General features: G+C 74.3%; 16 protein-coding genes. 12 read left to right on the top strand and 4 right to left on the bottom strand.

Annotation, left to right across the window (positions count from 1 at the left end; genetic code table 11):
* Positions 1 to 49: 49 nt before the first annotated feature.
* From V1J52_RS03910 to V1J52_RS03875, 8 genes are all read left to right on the top strand, one after another.
* Positions 50 to 1,384 carry a cation:proton antiporter gene (locus tag V1J52_RS03910; RefSeq protein WP_330138152.1) on the top strand — a complete coding sequence of 445 codons (1,335 nt, stop codon included), beginning with the start codon at positions 50 to 52 and terminating at the stop codon, positions 1,382 to 1,384.
* Between the two features lie 121 nt (positions 1,385 to 1,505).
* Positions 1,506 to 3,296 (top strand): 2-isopropylmalate synthase, encoded by a 1,791-nt coding sequence (locus V1J52_RS03905; protein WP_330138151.1) that lies wholly within the window; start codon positions 1,506 to 1,508, stop codon positions 3,294 to 3,296.
* A gap of 43 nt (positions 3,297 to 3,339) precedes the next feature.
* The gene (locus V1J52_RS03900; RefSeq protein WP_330138150.1) at positions 3,340 to 4,008 is read left to right on the top strand and encodes a hypothetical protein; all 669 of its coding nucleotides are present in this window, start codon (positions 3,340 to 3,342) and stop codon (positions 4,006 to 4,008) included.
* A gap of 41 nt (positions 4,009 to 4,049) precedes the next feature.
* On the top strand, positions 4,050 to 5,636 hold the full coding sequence (locus V1J52_RS03895; protein ID WP_330138149.1) for an amino acid adenylation domain-containing protein: 1,587 nt from the start codon (positions 4,050 to 4,052) through the stop codon (positions 5,634 to 5,636).
* An 82-nt stretch (positions 5,637 to 5,718) separates the two neighbouring features.
* Positions 5,719 to 6,672: a chlorinating enzyme gene (locus tag V1J52_RS03890; protein WP_330138148.1), complete on the top strand. Its 954-nt coding sequence runs from the start codon at positions 5,719 to 5,721 to the stop codon at positions 6,670 to 6,672.
* 107 nt (positions 6,673 to 6,779) lie between these two features.
* A complete protein-coding gene (locus V1J52_RS03885; protein ID WP_330138147.1) occupies positions 6,780 to 7,010 on the top strand; it encodes a phosphopantetheine-binding protein in 231 nt (76 codons plus the stop codon).
* A gap of 95 nt (positions 7,011 to 7,105) precedes the next feature.
* Positions 7,106 to 8,371, top strand: a complete 1,266-nt coding sequence (locus V1J52_RS03880; RefSeq protein ID WP_330138146.1) for a valine--pyruvate transaminase — start codon at positions 7,106 to 7,108, stop codon at positions 8,369 to 8,371.
* Between the two features lie 46 nt (positions 8,372 to 8,417).
* The gene (locus V1J52_RS03875) at positions 8,418 to 9,161 is read left to right on the top strand and encodes a thioesterase II family protein (protein WP_330138145.1); all 744 of its coding nucleotides are present in this window, start codon (positions 8,418 to 8,420) and stop codon (positions 9,159 to 9,161) included.
* Positions 9,162 to 9,392: 231 nt separating this feature from the next.
* On the opposite strand, the gene V1J52_RS03870 is transcribed toward V1J52_RS03875, so the two are convergent.
* Positions 9,393 to 9,788 (bottom strand): cupin domain-containing protein, encoded by a 396-nt coding sequence (locus V1J52_RS03870; RefSeq protein WP_330138144.1) that lies wholly within the window; start codon positions 9,786 to 9,788, stop codon positions 9,393 to 9,395.
* Positions 9,789 to 9,904: 116 nt separating this feature from the next.
* Here V1J52_RS03870 and V1J52_RS03865 point away from each other — a divergent pair, with 116 nt between their 5' ends.
* From V1J52_RS03865 to V1J52_RS03855, 3 genes are read left to right on the top strand one after another with little or no spacing between them, the layout of a single operon-like run.
* On the top strand, positions 9,905 to 11,416 hold the full coding sequence (locus tag V1J52_RS03865; protein WP_330138143.1) for an FAD/NAD(P)-binding protein: 1,512 nt from the start codon (positions 9,905 to 9,907) through the stop codon (positions 11,414 to 11,416).
* Positions 11,413 to 12,645 carry an ATP-grasp domain-containing protein gene (locus V1J52_RS03860; protein WP_330138142.1) on the top strand — a complete coding sequence of 411 codons (1,233 nt, stop codon included), beginning with the start codon at positions 11,413 to 11,415 and terminating at the stop codon, positions 12,643 to 12,645. Before V1J52_RS03865 ends, V1J52_RS03860 begins: the two co-directional genes overlap by 4 nt.
* 9 nt (positions 12,646 to 12,654) lie before the next feature.
* A complete protein-coding gene (locus V1J52_RS03855; RefSeq protein ID WP_330138141.1) occupies positions 12,655 to 13,665 on the top strand; it encodes an EamA family transporter in 1,011 nt (336 codons plus the stop codon).
* A gap of 37 nt (positions 13,666 to 13,702) precedes the next feature.
* Here the strand turns inward: V1J52_RS03855 and V1J52_RS03850 are convergent, their stop codons facing one another.
* Positions 13,703 to 14,608: an AraC family transcriptional regulator gene (locus tag V1J52_RS03850; protein ID WP_330138140.1), complete on the bottom strand. Its 906-nt coding sequence runs from the start codon at positions 14,606 to 14,608 to the stop codon at positions 13,703 to 13,705.
* 67 nt (positions 14,609 to 14,675) lie between these two features.
* Positions 14,676 to 15,674 carry an aldo/keto reductase gene (locus tag V1J52_RS03845; protein ID WP_330138139.1) on the bottom strand — a complete coding sequence of 333 codons (999 nt, stop codon included), beginning with the start codon at positions 15,672 to 15,674 and terminating at the stop codon, positions 14,676 to 14,678.
* Between the two features lie 180 nt (positions 15,675 to 15,854).
* Here V1J52_RS03845 and V1J52_RS03840 point away from each other — a divergent pair, with 180 nt between their 5' ends.
* A complete protein-coding gene (locus V1J52_RS03840; protein WP_330138138.1) occupies positions 15,855 to 16,802 on the top strand; it encodes a 2-hydroxyacid dehydrogenase in 948 nt (315 codons plus the stop codon).
* Positions 16,803 to 16,831: 29 nt separating this feature from the next.
* Here the strand turns inward: V1J52_RS03840 and V1J52_RS03835 are convergent, their stop codons facing one another.
* Positions 16,832 to 17,434, bottom strand: coding sequence for a TetR/AcrR family transcriptional regulator (locus tag V1J52_RS03835; protein ID WP_330138137.1), 603 nt, complete (start codon positions 17,432 to 17,434; stop codon positions 16,832 to 16,834).
* Positions 17,435 to 17,498: the final 64 nt, after the last annotated feature.

Genomic DNA, 17,498 nt, shown 5'->3' with positions numbered 1-17,498 from the left:
GGCGGGGCCACCCGGACCGCCTGTAGCCCTCCACCTCACGGAGCCCCACATGACCGGAAGTCCCCTGGTGGATTTCTTCCTCGCCCTCGCGGTCGCCCTCGGCGGCGCGAAGGCGTTCGGCGCCCTCGCCCGCCGCGTCGGCCAGCCCGCCGTGGTCGGCGAGATCACCGTCGGCCTGCTCATCGGACCCATGGCACTGTCCGGCATGACGGACGGCGCGCTGCTGCCCGCGAGTGCGCAGCCCCTGCTGACCGCCCTCGCCGACGTGGGTCTCGCCCTCTTCATGCTCGTCATCGGCTACGAGATGGACGCCTCGTTCCTGCGCGGCCGCGGCCGCGCCGCCGGGGGACTGGCGGCGGGCTCGGTACTCGTGCCGCTCGCCGGGGGCGTGGCGCTCGCCGTGCCGCTGTCCGGCACGTACGCCGGAGGGGAGCGGCTGCCGTTCGTCCTGTTCGTGGGCGTCGCCCTGTCGGTCACGGCCTTCCCCGTCCTCGCGCGCATCCTCGCGGACCGCGGCCTGAACCGGCATCCCGTCGGCGGGATGTCGCTGGCCGCCGCGGCGGTCGGCGACCTCGTGGCGTGGCTCCTGCTCGCGGGGATCACCGCGTACGCCGGCGCGGCCGGGCAGTGGCGCATGGCGCTGCTGCCGGTCTACCTGGTGCTGATGGCCTGCGTGGTACGGCCGCTGCTGGCCCGTGCGCTGGCCCGCGCCGAGCGGCGCGGCATCCCGGCGCCCAGGCTGCTGCCCGCCCTCGTCGCCGGTCTCATGCTGTCCTGCGCGGCGACCGAGTGGCTGGGCGTCCACTTCATCTTCGGCGCCTTCGCGTTCGGCGCCGTCATGCCCCGTTCCCTGGGGCCCACGCTGCGGACCGGGCTCATCGAGAACATCGAACTGGCGGGGTGCCTGCTGCTGCCGCTCTACTTCGTCCTGGCCGGAACGAAGGTGGACGTCTCCGGTTTCGGCCCGGCGGCGCTCGGGGCGCTGGCCGCCGTCCTCGCGGTCGCGGTGCTGACGAAGGCGGGCGGTGCCTACGCGGGTGCCCGGCTGGCCGGAGTCGGGCACGGCGAGGCGCTGCCCGCCGCCGTGCTGATGAACACCCGGGGGCTGACCGAGATCGTCATCGTGGCGGTGGGCCTGGAGCTGGGCCTCATCACCGAGGACCTCTACTCGATCATGATCGTGATGGCCGTCCTCACCACCGCGATGACCGGACCGCTGCTCCGGCTCACCGGATTCGGCCCCGGGGACGCGGCCACCGCCGGGAAGGCCGCCACCCCGTCCCCGGACGGTCCCCGGCCCGCTGCGGACGGCCCCCGCCCCGCCGCGGCGCCCGCGCTCCGGGCTCCGGCCGGTGAGCGTCCCGAGCCCGCGAAGACCGCGTAGTGCCCGCGGGAGGACCGGGCGATGACGCGGTGAGGACGCCGCTTCCTAGATTGCCGCCATCACCGGTTGCCCCACGAATCCGCAGCCAGCGGCCACCCGCTGGACGTCCAGGGAGACAGGTATGGCCCAGATGCCCACGTCGCTGCACACGCCGTCCCGCATCACCACACCGGACGGAGCCCGCACCGGCCAGCCGTGGTGGAACCCGCAGCGCGGGTCGTCCATGCCCTTCCACCGGTACGAGCGCGGCGGGCCGAGACTGCCCCAGGAACTGTCCGACCGCACCTGGCCCTCGAAGTCGCTGACCCGCGCGCCGCTGTGGGCGTCGGTGGACCTGCGCGACGGCAACCAGGCCCTGGCCAACCCGATGGACACCCGGCGCAAGAGCATGATGTTCGACCTGCTGGTGCGCATGGGCTTCAAGGACATCGAGGTCGGCTACCCCTCGGCGAGCGACGCCGACTTCTCCTTCGTCCGCGACCTGATCACGCAGGACCGCATCCCGGACGACGTGACCATCTCCGTCTTCACCCCGGCGCGCCCGGAGCTCATCGACCGCACCTTCGAGGCCATCCAGGGCGCCGACCGGGCCATGGTGCACCTGTGCAACGCCACCGCCTGCCTGTGGCGCGAGGTCGTCTTCGGCATGACCGCCGAGGAGGTCGAGACGATGGCCGTCCGCTCCGCCGAACGGGTGGCGCGGCTGGCCGGCACCACGCGCGGCACCGAACTGCGCTTCGAGTACTCGCCGGAGACCTTCAACGTCACCGAACCGGAGTTCGCGCTGCGGGTCTCCGACACCATCGCCGGACTGTGGGACGCCAGCCCGGACCGGCCCGTGACGCTGAACCTGCCGACGACCGTCGAGACGGACTCGCCGCACGTCTTCGCCGACCAGGTCGAGTGGATGGACCGCAACCTCGGGCACCGCGCGGGCATCATCCTGTCCGTGCACCCGCACAACGACCGCGGCACCGCCGTCGCCTCGGCCGAACTGGCCGTCCTCGCGGGCGCCGACCGCATCGAGGGCACCCTGTTCGGCAACGGGGAGCGTACCGGCAACGTCTGCCTGGCGACCCTGGCGCTGAACCTCTTCGGGCAGGGCGTCGACCCCCAGCTCGACTTCTCCGACATCGACGAGATCCGCCGCACCGTGGAGAGCGCCAACCAGCTCCCCGTCCACCCGCGCCACCCGTACGCGGGCGACCTCGTCTACACCGCCTTCTCCGGCACCCACCAGGACGCCATCTCCAAGGGCCTGGCCGCGCTCGCCCGCCAGGCCGAGGAGCGAGGGGGCCAGTCGGCCGACGTGCCCTGGGACGTGCCGTACCTGCCGATCGACCCCAAGGACGTGGGCCGGACCTACGAGTCCGTGGTCCGCGTCAACAGCCAGTCCGGCAAGGGCGGCATCGCCCACGTCCTCAACAGCGCCTACGGCCTGGACCTGCCCCGGGCGCTGCGGGTGGAGCTGGCCCGGCTCGTCCAGACGGTCGCCGACGGCGACGGCACCGAGCTGACCTCCCGCCGGCTGTGGGAGGTCTTCGACGCCGAGTACCTGAACCCGGCCCGGCCGCACCTGCTGCTCAAGGAGCACCAGGTCACCCGGGAGGAGGACGGGCGCACGTCCGTCCACGCGCTCCTGGTGCGGCCCGGCGGGCAGGAGGCCACGGTGCGCGGGCACGGCCCCGGTGCCGCCGCCGCGTTCACCGCCGCCCTGTCAGCCGACGGGCTCCCCGTGGCACTGGAGGAGCTGACCCACCACCCGCTCCCCGACGGCCTGGGCGGGCGCACGGCCGCCTACGCGCGGGTCACCGTGGACGGAACGGCCTGGCACGGCGCGGGACTGGACGCCGACGCGGACACGGCGCTCCTGAACGCGGTGCTCTCCGCCGTCAACCGCGCCCGCCGCTGACGCCCGTCCCCCACCGTCCTTCACCGACCCTGCGAGCGGAGCGATGGAGTTCACCTTCACCGAGAGCAAGAAGGACCCCGAGCGCGACTGCTTCATCTACACGGCCCACGACGACCTGGACCTCCTCGGCATCGCCGCCCTGCGGCGCCGGGTGCCGCGCGACCTCTTCGGCCGCCCGGCCCCCGTGCCCGACGGCGGGCGGGGCGGCACCGACCCCTTCGCCCCGCACACCACCCACCTCGCCGTCATGGTGGACGGCGAGATCGTGGCGGGCGCCGAACTGGTCGCGTACTCGCCGCTGGGACTGCCGCTGCGGTCCTGGAAGGCGGCCAGCGCCGTCCTGACCGGTCACCACCGGCTCGTGCAGTGCCGCCGCCCCCTGACGCTGACCGCCCACGCCCGCGCGGCGCGGCCGGAGATGCCGTTCGGCGCGGTGGGCGGCCTGGTGAAGGGCTGCCTCCAGTGGGCCGTCCTGCACGACGTGCGCTACGTCGTCGCGGAGGTCGCGGACGAGGCGGCGGCCGCCGCCCTCGGACAGCTCGGCTTCGAACCCGTCCCCGGCCTGCCGCCGTCGCCGGGCGCCCAGGCGGTGCAGCTCGCCGTGAGCCAGCTCGTCTCCCGGTCCTTCCGCTCCACCAGCGCCTTCTACCGCTACCTCCTCGAGTACGACGAGGGCGTGCTGGTCCAGCAGCGCGTCGCCATCCCCGCCTAGCCGCCCGGCCGTCCCCACCGGCCACTCCCGGAGGAACCCCGATGTCTCTCACAGGCACCCGCGTGCCGCTGCCCCAGGACCTGCTCGTGCACCGGGCCGTCGAGGCGCACGCCCACCGGCACCCGGAACGCACCGCCGTCACCTGCGGACGGCAGTCCCTCACCTTCGCCGAGCTGAACGCACGGGCCAACCGGACGGCACACCTGCTCGCGGCCCGGGGCGTGGGCCGCGGCTCCGTCGTCGGCGTCTGCCTGGACCGCACGCCCGAACTGATGACCACCATCCTCGGCGTGCTGAAGGCCGGGGCCGCCTACGTGCCGCTCGACCCGTCCTACCCGGCCGAACGGCTGGAGCTGATGCTCGGCCAGCTCGACCGCGTCAAGGTCAACGTCGCCTCCGCCGAGACCCGCGGCCTGGTGGCCGGGGCGTTCGCCGACACGCTCGTGCTGGAGGACGAGACGGACGCCCTCGCCTCGGCGCCCGCCACCGACCCCGGCGTGGAGATGGCGAACGACGACCTGTGCTACGTCGTGTTCACCTCCGGCTCCACCGGCACGCCCAAGGCGACGGCCGTGCGCCACGACGGCTGGTACAACCTGCTCGAATGGCTGCGCCTGGCCTACCGCCTGGACCACGACTCCAGCGGCCTGAGCGTCAGCTCCTTCGGCTTTGACATCAGCCAGCGCGGCCTGATGGCCCCCCTGTTCACCGGCGCCGCCATCCACCTCCTGCCCAGCCGCAGCTTCGACCCCGGCATGGCCTACCGGCTCATCGCCGAGCACGGCGTGAAGACGCTGCACTGCGCGCCCAGCACCCTCTACCTGCTCACCGACCTGGAACTGATGCGCGGCACCGACGCGCTCATGGCGGTGGACTACGTCTTCATCGGCGGCGAGCCGCTGAACACCGCACGCGTCGAGGAGTGGGCCACCCGCGAGGGCAACGGCTGCACCCTGCTGCACCAGTACGGCGTCGCCGAGTGCACCGACGTGGCCACCTCCCACGTCCTCGCCGACTACCCCCGCTACCGCACCGGCCCCACACCCGTCGGCACACCGGTGTACAACACCGAGATCCGGCTGCTGGACGACCGTCTGCGCGAGGTGCCGGACGGGGAGACCGGCGAGATCTGCATCTCGGGCCGCAGCGTCAGCGCCGGGTACCTCAACGGCTCGCCCGAGGACGCCCGGCGCTTCACCGAGACGGAGACCGGGACCGACGGCCGCCGCGAGCGGATCTACCGGACGGGCGACCTCGGCCGGATCACCCCGGAGGGCGAACTGGTCGTCGTCGGCCGGGCCGACACCCAGGTGAAGATCCGCGGCATGCGCATCGACCTCGGGGACGTCGAGCACCGGGTGCGCGCCCATCCGGCCGTGCGCGACGCCGTCGTCCTCGCCCTCCCCGACCCGGCGGGGGAGACGAGCCTGGTGGCGTTCGTCCTGGCCGCCGGGGACGCGGTCGAACCCCGCACGCTGCGCGCCGACCTGCTCGCGGCCCTGCCGCGCAACATGGTGCCGCAGGAGTTCGTGCCGCTGCCGTCGTTCCCGCTGAACCCCAACGGCAAGACGGACCGCCGGGCGCTGGCCGCCGCGGCCCGCCCCGCCCCGCACCCCGCCGGCGCCTGAGCCCGCGGCCCACCCACCGCCCCCAGCAGGCGCGGCGGACCTCCCGCCCGCCGAACCACCCCACCCAAGGAGACGCAGCACCATGACGCAGACCCAGCGACCGGTCCCCGCCGCCCAGATCTCCTCCAACGCCGTCGTGCCCGACGACATCAAGGGCGACATCGAGCAGTTCAGCCAGGACGGGTTCACCGGCCCGATCAAGCTGTACGAGCCCGAGGAGGCCGCCGAGCTGATCCGCGAGATCCGCATCAACAACCAGAACACCTCGCGGGCCCTGTACCAGAACAGCGTCAACTACGACCGGCACTTCGACATCCCCGAGCTGAGCCGGCACATCGCCCACCCGACGATCGTCAAGTACCTGACGGCCATCCTCGGCCCGGACGTGCTGTGCTGGCGCACCGAGTGGTTCCCGAAGTTCCCCGGGGCCAAGGCGACCGAGTGGCACCAGGTGCGCGACTACAGCTACGCCAACGGCAAGCCGCAGCTCCTGCCCACCGAGTCCGAGTGGAACGCCTACATCGACATCACGGTGTGGACGACCTTCACCCCCGCCACCCACGACACCGCCTGCATGAAGTTCGTGCGCGGCTCGCAGCGCGACTGGATCTTCGACGAGCACAAGAAGACCGACCAGGGCCGCAGCACCGACTACGACGTCGCGCACGCCAAGACCGGCTTCTTCGGCTACGACTTCTCCGACTTCGCCGTCGACCCGAACTGGGAGCCCCGTCCCGAGGACGTCGTCGAGATGGAGATGAAGCCCGGCGAGGCCGTCATCTTCACCGCCTCCTGCGTCCACGGTTCGACGCCGAACAACACCGAGCGCGAGACCCGCTTCGCCATCGCCAGCCGCTACGTGCCCACCCACGTGCGCGTCTACCCCGACCAGGACTCCTTCAGCGCCCACGGCGCGACGTTCGACCTGGCCGAGTACGGCAGCGTGCTCGTCTCCGGTGAGAACACCTACGGCCACAACCGGCTGCGCACCGACAACAACCACGGCGAGAAGTTCGCCCACCGCTCCGTGCGGTGACGCGGACAGCGCAGTGACCGGGGCCGCCCGGTGACCCGGGCCGCCGGCGCCGTCCGGCGTGCCGTCCCTTCCCCGCCCCTTGCCACCCCATCCGAACGGAGCAGGACATGACCGCGCAGCAGAAGATCCACGCCATCTGGGCCCGGGAGCTGAAGCTGGAGGAGTTCTCCGACACGGACGACTTCTTCGCCCTGGGCGGCCACTCCCTGATCATGACCCGCATCCAGCAGTCGATCCTGGACGAGCTGGGCGTCGAGGTGCCGATGGACCAGCTCTTCCGCAAGTCCACGGTCCAGGACATCGCCGCCCACATCGACTCCTCGCTCACCGTCTCCTGACGGGCCACGGCGGCCCGCGCGGCACCGCAGGGGGCACCGCCCCCTGCGGCCGCCGCCCGCCACCGCCCGCACCCCACCATCGATAGGACCCTTCCGTGCAGCTATCGGCTTGGGGCGCGCAGATGTCGCGCCTGTCGGGCATCCGCACCATCATGGAGGACATCGCCCTCGCCGGCCGCGCGGGAGCCGGCGGCGAGTGGCTCAACCTCAGCCCGGGGAACCCGGCCCTCATCCCCGAGGTCGTGGAGACCTGGCGGGAGCTGACCCGCGAGGCGCTGGACGAGCGCTTCGTGGAGGCCAGTTGCCGCTACGGCCCCTCCCGCGGCTCGGACACGCTGGTCGACGCCATCGTGCAGTACTTCAACACCACCTACGGGTGGTCCATCGGCCCGGAGAACGTCCTCGTCGGCCCCGGCAGCCAGATGCTGTGCTTCCTGGCCACCACGCTGTTCACCGGCCCGCACACGTCGGGGAACCGGCCGCTGGTACTGCCGCGGCTGCCCGACTACACCGGCTACCAGGGGCTCGGCCTCCAGGACGGCGGCGTGGTCGGCATCGAACCGCTGGTCGTCCGCGAGGGCGAGCGCGCGTTCTCCTACGCGGTGGACGTCGAGGCGCTGCGGCGGCACGGGGACGCGGGCATGCTGCTGCTGTCCAACCCGGCCAACCCCACCGGTTGCAGCATCAGCGCCGAGGAACTGCGCGCCCTGGTGGACACCGCCACCGAACTGGACGCGCCTTTGGTGGTCGACAACGCCTACGGGGAGCCGTTCCCCGGCGTCGTCGAGACCCGCCTCGCCCCGCTGCTGCACCCGCAGGTCATCAACTGCTTCACCTTCTCCAAGGCCGGACTGCCCGGGGAACGCGTCGGCTTCGCCATCGGCTCCGCCGAACACATCGGCCCCATGGTGTCGTTCATGGCGAACGCGGCCCTGCACGCGCCCCAGCTCGTGCAGGCGGTCGTGGAACGGGCGCTCACGACCCGCCGCATCGACGTCCTGACCACGAAGGTCGTCAAACCGTACTACCGGGCCAAGCGGCACATGGCCGAGTCGCTGCTGCACGACGCCCTCCCGTCGGACGTCGACTGGCGGCTGCACAGTAGCGACGGCGGCATGTTCTGCTGGCTGTGGATCGACCACGACTGGTTCGACGACCTGCGGCTGTACGAACTGCTCAAGCGCAAGCGGATGTTCGTCGTCCCCGGCCGACACTTCTTCATCGGCCCGCTCACCACCCCGTTCCTGGCCGGGCACGGCACCCGGTGCGTCCGGCTGAGCCTCAGCTCCGACGAGTGGGCCATCGCCGAGGGCATCGCCCGGCTCGCCGAGGCCCTCGAGGAACTGCGGCGCACTTCCTGACGGCCCGCGGCGCGCGCGGCCGGGACGAGAGACGAAGGAGAGCGACATGGGAACGTGGCTGCGGCCGCACCCGGTCAGGGGCGGCACCCCGGCGACCGCACGCCTGGTCTGCCTGCCGCACGCGGGCGGCACGGCGAGCGCGTTCGCCGGGTGGCCCGCCCGGCTGCCGCCGGGTGTGGAGATGCTCGCCGTGCAGTACCCGGGCCGGCAGGACCGGCTCGCCGAACCGGTGGTCACCGACATGCATGAGATGGCCGACCGGCTCGCGGCGGAGCTGCGCGGGCTGCTGGACCTGCCGATGACGCTGTTCGGACACAGCATGGGCTCCGGCCTCGCCTACGAGGTGGCCGGGCGGCTGGAACGGGAGAGCGGCTTCGTGATGAACCGCCTCTTCGTCTCCGCCCGCACCGCGCCGCACCGCATCGACGGGGAGCACCGCCACCGGCTGACCGACGAGGAACTGGTCGCGGCCATGCGGCACCTGGGCGGGCCGGACGCGGCGGTGTACGACCACCCGCAGCTCCTGCCGCTGATCCTGCCGCCGCTGCGCTCGGACCTGCGGCTGCTCGACGCCTACCTGCCGGACGACGTCACCCCGCTCAAGGCACCCGTCACCGCGTTCGGCGGTGACCGGGACGACACGTGCCCGGTCGCCGGGCTGTCCGCGTGGCAGGACGCCACCGCCGAGACGCTGGAGGTGCGCTCCTTTCCCGGCGGTCACCACTACCTGCGTGAGAACGAGGAAGCGGTCGTGGAGGCCGTTTCCCCCGCCTTGCTCCCGCATCGCTGAGGTGCGGCTGTGCCGGGCCGGGGCGGCCGGGGGAAACGGCCGGGAAAGGCGCCCGGAGCGGCGGTACGGCACCGGGCGCCGCGTCTTTGGGAAATGACCGTGGGGCGGGTCGTTAATGCCGGTGGAAAAGTGTCCGGGCGGGCTGGTAAGTGCCGGGGGGAAAAGCCCGGGAAGAGCGGCCGGAAACATCCGGGCCCCGGGCCGCTCCCGCGGTCCGGGGCCCGGCGGAGATCAGGTGAGGTGGTGCCCGGTGGTCGCGTCGACGTAGTCGGGCACCTCGTCGTGGCGGTCGCCGACCGTCAGCGTCCCGGTCGGCTCGATCATGAGGATGGAGGCCCCCGTGGCGGCCACCGGCTTGTGCTCCACACCACGTGGCACGACGAACACCCCGCCGCGCGGCAGGTGCACCGCGCGCTCCGTCCCGTCGTCGTCGCGGAGCTGGATGGTGAGCTGCCCCTCGATCACCATGAAGAACTCGTCCGTGTGCGCGTGGGAATGCCAGATGTATTCGCCGTCGAACTTGGCGACGCGCACGTCGTAGTCGTTGAACTGCCCGACAATTCGAGGGCTCCACAGCTCCTCGAACGTGTCGAGAACCTGCTGGAGACGCACCGGTTCGCTCATCATGCATGCATAGTGCCCGACGCCGGTGCTTTCGACAAGGGAGTCCCTGTGCGGCCTTTTTCGGAATGCGCTTCCCGTACGGTGCCAGCCGCCCGGGAAATCACCGCAGGGAAGAGGACATGAACAGGAACGTCGCCATCGTGGGCGCGGGGGCCACGGCCGTCGGCGTCTTCGCCCGCCTCGCCGGGGCGGACGGCCTGTCCCAGGTGTGCCTCATCGACCCCCGTCCGGCCGGACTCGGCGTGGCGTTCGGCACGAGTGACCCGGCACTGCTGTGCAACACCTCCGCCGACGTCACCTCGCTCGATCCGGACGGCGAGTCCGGCCTGCTGCGCCACCTGTCCGCCCGGGGCTGGCCGGTGCGGCGCGAGGACTTCGTCCCCCGCCACCTCGTCGGCCAGTACCTGCGCGAGGAGTTCCTCGCCCGCCGCGCGCAGGCCCGTGCCCGGGGCGTGCGGGTGCGGCAGGCCGCCGACCGGGCCACCGCCGTCCGCCGGGCGGGGGGCGGCTACGCCGTCGAACTGGCCGGCGGCGGCCGGGTGACCGCCACCGACGTCCTGCTCTGCCCCGGCCTGGAACAGCCCCGCCTCCCCGCCGTCCTGGCACGGCACGCCGGACGGCCGCGGCTGCTGACCTCGCCCTACCCCGTCGAACGCCTGCGCGCGCTGCCCCCGTCGGCCCGGGTGCTGGTGCTCGGCAGCAAACTGTCCGCGATCGACGCCGCCCTGGTGCTGTGCCGCGACGGGCGCACCGTCACGATGGCCTCGCCCAGCGGGCGGCTGCCCGCCGTCCGCACCCGGCTCACCCGCCAGGACACGCCCCGCCTGGACCACGCCGCCTGGGCCGCCCACCACCCGGACGACCCGGACCTGGACGGGCTCGTCCTGCGCGGCGTCCTGCGGGCCATGGCCGCCGCGGGGGGCGGCCGGCCCCGCTGGCGGGCCCCGCGGGACGAGGCGGGCGCCCTCCAGCGGCTCGACGGCGACCTCGCGCGCGCCGAGGCGGGCGCACTGCCCTGGCAGGACCTCGTCGCCGAGATCATCGACCTCGTCAACGAGACCACCGCGGGCTGGGACCCGGCCCACCGCTCCGCCGTCCTCGCCCGGCACGCCGAACCGGTCTCCCGCTACATCTCCGCGATCCCCCTGGCCAACGCCCGCCTGCTCGCCGGACACCTGGCCAAGGGCACCCTCACGGTGACCGCGGGCATCCCGGAGACCGTGACCGCACGGCCCGACGGCTTCACCGTCCGCTGGCCGGACGGCACCCAGGGCGTCGTCGACCACATCGTGTGCGCCACCGGCTTCGGCAAGCCCGCCCTGCACACCACCCCCGGCCGCGACGGCGTCCTGCTCGGCGACGGACCGGACGGACCCGGCGGCCGCGCGCCGCGGGAGGCGCCCGAGCTGACGGAACGGCTGCGGCTGCGTTTCGCGCCCGGCGCCCCCGAGGAGCGGGTCTGGGTCCTCGGTGCCGCCTCGCACCCCCGCGCCGCGATCGTCAACTACCTGCGCACGGCCGCCCTCCAGGCCCGGCTGGTCGGCGACCAGCTCGCCCGGCGGCCCGCGCCCGCCCGCACGTCCCGCCCGCCCCGCACCTCCCGCCCGACCGACGGAAGGCCACCCGCGTGATCGTCCTCGTCAACCCGCTCTCCTCCGGCACCGACCTCGCCCAGGCACTCCGCGAGGAGGGCGCCGACTGCCTGCACCTGTACGACGGCGCCCACCGCGCCGCCCACGACGCCGACACCGCGGCGCCGGCCCGCCTGCTGCACCGGGACGTGGACGCCACCGTGCGGCGGCTGCGGGAACTCGGCTGCACCCGCGTCGTCGCGGCCAGCGAGTACGGCGTCGCCCTCGCCGACACCCTCGCCGGACGCCTCGGGCTCGAGCACCACCGGCCCGAGCTGGCCGCGGCCCGCCAGGACAAGCAGCGCATGCTCGCGGCCGTCGCGGAAGCGGGCCTTCCGGTGGCCGCCAGCAGCGTCGCGCACGCCCCGGAGGAGGTGGAGAAGATCCTCGCGGACCGGGGCCGCTACCCGGTCGTCGTCAAGCCCCGGCACAGCGCGGGCAGCGACGGCTGCCACATCTGCCACTCGCCCCGGGAGGCGCTGCGGGCGTACGCCGCGATCGCGGGCGCCCGCAACCTCCTGGGCCGGGTCAACGACGACGGCGTCCTGGTGCAGGAGCACCTGGACGGCGTCCTCTACATCGTCAACACCGTCAGCATGGCCGGACGGCACCTGCTCGGCGAGCTGTACGAGAAGCGCGTCGACCGGCGGGACGGGGCGCCCCTGCTGCGGCACGTCGTCTCCCGCACCGAGCCGACCGCGGCCGAACGCGGCCTCGTCGCCTACGCCTTCGGCTGCCTGGACGCGCTCGGCATCCGCGAGGGCGCCGCCCACACCGAGGTGATGCTCACCGCGGACGGCCCCCGGCTGGTCGAGGTCAACTCCCGCGTCATGGGGCCCTGCCTCGCGCCCGACCCCTTCTTCGCCGCCTTCGGCTACAGCCAGCAGCACCTGGTGGCCGAACGCTTCCTGCGCCCGGAGGAGTTCGCCGCCCGGTTCGCCCTCCCCTACCGGCCGGCCCGGTACCTGGCCCGCGTCTTCCTGCGCGCCCTGCGGCCCGGGGTGCTGAGCGCCGCCGACGGGCTGCGCACGGTCCGGCGGCTGCCGGGCTTCCACCGCCTCACCCGGCTGCCCGCCCCGGGCGCCCGCGTCGCCGGGCCCCACCTGACCACCGGCGCGGGCGGCATCGCCTACTTCGTCTCGGAGGACGAACCGCTGCTGCGCCACTCGCTGGACGTCGTGCACGCCATGGAGGAAGCGGGCACCCTCTTCCAGCTCGACGCCCGTTAGGAGCACCGCGTGTACCTGGCCCTCATCGCCCTGTCCACGGTGCTCCAGGACGGCGCCAAGGGATACCTGAGCGGACGCGTCGACGTGGGGGACAGCCTGCTGTTCTCCGCCGGCTCCTTCTTCGTGGCCGCCGTGCTGTTCGGCGCCGCGCACCTGCTGACCGCCCGCTCCCGCCCGGCCGCCGCCCGGCGCGCGCCGGGCGAGCGGCGCGCGGTGCTGCGGCTGTGCGCCGCGATGAACGTGCTGACCGCCGTCTGCTTCCTCAGCGTCTACACCGCGCTGACCTGGATACCGGCGGCGCTGACGAACGGGGTGACCGCCGCCGTCGGGCCGCTGGTCGTCGCCTGCGCCGGGCTGCGCGGCAGGACCCGCCCGGCAGCGGCCACCTGGGCGTTCGCCGGGGCCCTGCTCGCCGCGGGGCTGGTGCTGGCGGTGCGCATGGGCGGCGGCCCGGGCGGCCTGACCGGACCGGGCAGCCGCTACGGACTGCTGCTCGCCGCGGTCGCCGGTGTGGCCGTCGCGCTGCTGGCCGTGGTCTCCCGGCGGCTGGCCGACCTGGGGGTGGGCACCACACAGGTGATGGCCGTGCGGTTCCACCTCACGTACGTGCTCGCCGCCGCGCTCATCGCCCTGCGCGGCGGCCCCGGAGCGGGCTGGACGGCCGACCTCCCGCGCCTGGCCCTGCTCGGCGTCGTGGCCGTCGTCCTCCCGCTGTACCTGTTGCAGATCGGGCTCCAGCGCACCGACCCGCTGCCCGCCGTGGTGGTGCTGGCCACCTCGCCCGCCGTCGCCTACGCGGCGCAGGTGGCGTTCGGTGCCGCCTTCGACGCGGTGACGGCCGTGCTCATCGGGGTCCTCATCGCGCTCGCCGCCGCCGGTTCCGCGCACGGCGCGCGCGCCGCGCGGAGCCGTCGGGCCGCCGCGCCCGCGCCCGGGGACGCGCCCCGTCCGCCGGGCCCCGCACCGGCGGAGCGTCCCGCGCGGGCGCTGACCGGCCGGTCCGCCGGGAGCAGCCGGTAGCCGCCGCTCCGGCCCGTCACCGGACCGGGGCGGCGGGTCAGCCGTCCGGGCGCGGCACCGGGCGGCCCGTCCGGACGGCGCGCCGGAAGTCGCCGGGGCTCAGGCCCGTCTCGCGGCGGAAGAACCGGCAGAAGTAGGCCGGGTCGGTGAACCCGGCCGCCAGCGCCACCTGGCCGATCGTCAGGCCGGACGCGGTCAGCAGCCGTTTGGCCTCCAGCGTGCGCGCGTCCCGCAGCAGCCGCCCGGGCGGCACCCCGGTGGCGCGCTTGACGACGTCCGCGAGGTGCCCGGGGGAGACGCCGAGCCGGTCGGCCAGCTCCGCGACCGAGGCCCGCACGCCGTCCGGCTCCTCCAGCATGCGGGAGAACGCGCGGGCCACGTCACCGCCCCGCCCGGCTCCCGGCCCGGCGGGCGCGGGGCCCGGCAGCCGCACGGCCTTCGCCAGCAGGACGTGCAGCAGGGACTGGAGCACGGAGACGTGCCCCTCGGCCCGCGCGGTGAACTCCCGCCGCATCTCCAGCACCACGGCCGCCAGGGAGGCCGCGTCGTCCCCGTCCAGGTGCGGCCACAGCCGGGTACCGAGGCGGTCCAGCAGGTCCCGGTCCCCGGGGTGGACGAGCAGGAAGTCGGGGTTGAACAGCACCACCCACCCCCGCAGCCGGCTGACGCCCTCCCAGTGGTGGACCTGCCCGGGGGCGACGACCCCCAGGTGCGGCGGCAGCAGCGGCAGCGGCACGCCGTCCACGACGTGGTGCCCGGTGCCCCCGGTCACGTACACGATCTCGTAGAAGGTGTGCCGGTGCGGGAAGGCGGCGCGGGACAGCGGTCCGATGGTGTCGAACGAGCCGACGGCGAACGGGAGGACGGCGGGCGCGGGCACGTCCAGCCGGTGCAGTGGCACGCCGTCGCCCTCCGGGGGCCGGGCGCCGGCGCGTGGGGTCACCGTTCCACGATAGGCACGCCCGCGCCGTCCCGTGGCGCCTTCCGCGGTATTGGTCCAGACCAGCCCGCTAGTCCCAGGAGCCCTGGGCCGGGGGCAGGCCGGCGATCTCGGCCAGGTCGGCGGGGGTCAGCCGCAGGCCGGCCGCGCGGGCGTTCTCCACCGCCCAGCGCTCCTTCTTGGTGCCCGGCACGGGGATCACCTGCGGCCCCTGCGCGAGCAGCCAGGCGAGGGCCACCTGTGCGGGCGTGACCTCACCGTGCCGGGCGGCGACGCGGCGCAGCCCGGCCACGATGGGCTGGTTGGCCGCCATCATCTCCGCGGTGAACCGGGGGTGCCGGGCCCGGACGTCGTCCGGCTCGAAGCCGCTGCCCGGCGTCAGGGTGCCGCTGAGGAAGCCGTGCCCGAGCGGCATCGCGGCGAGCAGTCCGACGCCGCGCGCGGCGCACCACGGCAGCAGTCCGGCCAGCGCCTCCGGGGACCACACCGACAGCTCCGCCTGCACGGCGCTGACCGGGAACACCTGCTGCACCCGGCGGAGCTGCTCCAGCGTGGCCCCGTGCAACGAGGCGCCCGGCGCGCGCCGGTGCGCGCGAGCGCCCACGGCGCACAGGCCGAGCGCGCGCACCTTCCCGGCCGCGACCAGCTCCGCCATCGCACCCCACGTCTCCTCGACGGGCACCTCGGGGTCGGCGCGGTGGAGCTGGTACAGGTCGATGACGTCCGTCTGGAGCCGGCGCAGCGAGGCGTCGCAGGCCCGGCGCACGTACCCGGGGCGCCCGTTGGCCACGATGTGCTGATCGCCCACCAGCAGACCGGCCTTCGTCGAGACGACCGCGTCGGCACGGCGGTTCTTCAGCACCCGCCCCACCAGCAGCTCGTTGGTGAAGGGCCCGTACATGTCGGCGGTGTCCAGCAGCGTGCTCCCGTGGTCCAGCGCCGCGTGCAGAGCGCGCACGGACTCCTCACCGACCCGCTGCGACGCGGTGTAGGCCCAGCTCATCGGCATGCAGCCGAGACCGATCGCGCCCACGCGCAGGGCCGACGCGCCGATTGTCCTGCGCTCCACCTAACGTGCTCCCCTCCTCACGCTCTTCACCCGCCGTCACACCCGGCCCAACCTAACCGCTGCCCCCGCCCGCCCCGCGTGCTGGTCCCGGCTCCGGCGCCGGCCGGCGCCCCGGGCCGGGGCGGGAAGCGCCGGGGCCGGGCCGGGGTCGGCCCGCACGGCCGCCTAACCTGGAGCGCCATGGACCCTGCTGACGTGTGGCTGCCCTTCCCGCCCGCCGGACTCGGCGGACTGCCCGACGCGCTGACCTACCACCACTGGGACGGCGCGCCGGAGTTCCCCGCCGATCCGGCCCGGTGCGCCTTCTACGCCGTGCCGTACCTCAAGCCCCCCGCCGTCGTCCTCGAACCGCTGCGGCGCATGACCGCGGTGCGCGTCGTGCAGACGCTGACCGCGGGCGTCGAGCACATGCGGCCCGCGCTGCCCGGCCTGCCCGCGGGCGCGGTGCTGTGCAACGCGGCCGGGGTGCACGACGCCAGCACCGCCGAGCTGGCGCTCACGCTGATCCTCGCCGCGCTGCGGGACGTCCCCGGGTTCGTCCGCGCGCAGGACGCCGCCCGGTGGAGTTCCGGGTTCCGCCCGGCGCTCGCCGACAAGCGGGTCCTGATCGTCGGGTACGGCGGCATCGGGCAGGCCGTCGAGGAGCGTCTGCTCCCGTTCGAGGTGGCGGGCGTGGACCGGGTCGCCCGCACCGCCCGCAGCGCGGCCCGGGGCCCGGTGCACGCACTCGCCGACCTGCCCCGGCTGCTCCCGTCAGCCGACGTCGTCGTGCTGGCCGTACCGCTCACCGACGAGACCCGTCACCTGGCGGACGCCGCCTTCCTCGCCCGGATGCGGGACGGCGCCCTGCTGGTCAACGTGGCCCGCGGCGCCGTGGTGGACACCGGGGCGCTGCTCGCCGAACTGGAGGCCGGACGGCTGCGCGCGGCGCTGGACGTGACCGACCCCGAGCCGCTGCCGGCCAAGCACCCCCTGTGGCGCGCCCCGGGCGCGCTGATCACCCCGCACGTGGGCGGGCCCACCTCGGCGTTCCGGCCGCGCGCCGAACGGCTCCTGCGCGCCCAGCTCGCCCGGTTCGCCGCCGGGGAGCGCCCGGCGCACGTCGTGCACCCTGCGCCGGGCGCCTGAGGCGACGGGCGGGGTGTGCGCGGGCGGGGTCAGCGGGGCCTGAGGCCGTGCAGCAGGTGGTGGATCAGGTCCTCGGTCATGCCGAGGGCCGCCGTCGCGTCGAGCATGCCGCCCGCCGTGAAACTGGCGATGCCGTGGAGGGCGGCGCCCGTGAAGAGGGTGAGGCGTTCCGGATCGGCCTCGATGATCTCGCCGCGCCGCTGTGCGTCCGCGATGACCCGCTCGAAGGAGCCCACCGTCCGGTCGACCCCGGCGGCCATCTGTTCGGCGGCCTCGGGTTCGTGCTTGCGGGCGTACATGAGCGCCAGGAGTTCGGGGTTCTGCGTGGCGAAGGCGAGGTAGGCGCGGGAGAGGGCGGTCAGGCGGGGCTGGAGCGGGAGCGCGGGTTCGTCGGCGGTCTCCAGCGCCCGGGCCAGCCGGTCGTAGCCGACCAGGGCCAGGGCGTCGAGCAGGGCCTGCTTGTCCTTGAAGTGGCGGCCGGGCGCGGCGTGGCTGACGCCGGCCTCGCGGGCCAGCTCGCGCAGCGACAGGGAACCGGCGCCCTTCTCCCGCAGGGTGCGCTCGGCGCTTTCCAGCAGCGCGGCGCGCAGGTCGCCGTGGTGGTAGGGGCGGCTCTGGGACATGCGGGTCATCGTATCCCAATGTTGACGTCGCCACCTTTGTAGTCATTGACATCATTGTTGACGCCGTCTACTT

The organism is Streptomyces solitudinis, assembly GCF_036323765.1.
In the GTDB taxonomy this organism is placed as follows: domain Bacteria; phylum Actinomycetota; class Actinomycetes; order Streptomycetales; family Streptomycetaceae; genus Streptomyces.
This window is presented reverse-complemented; position numbering and strand designations above follow the sequence as displayed.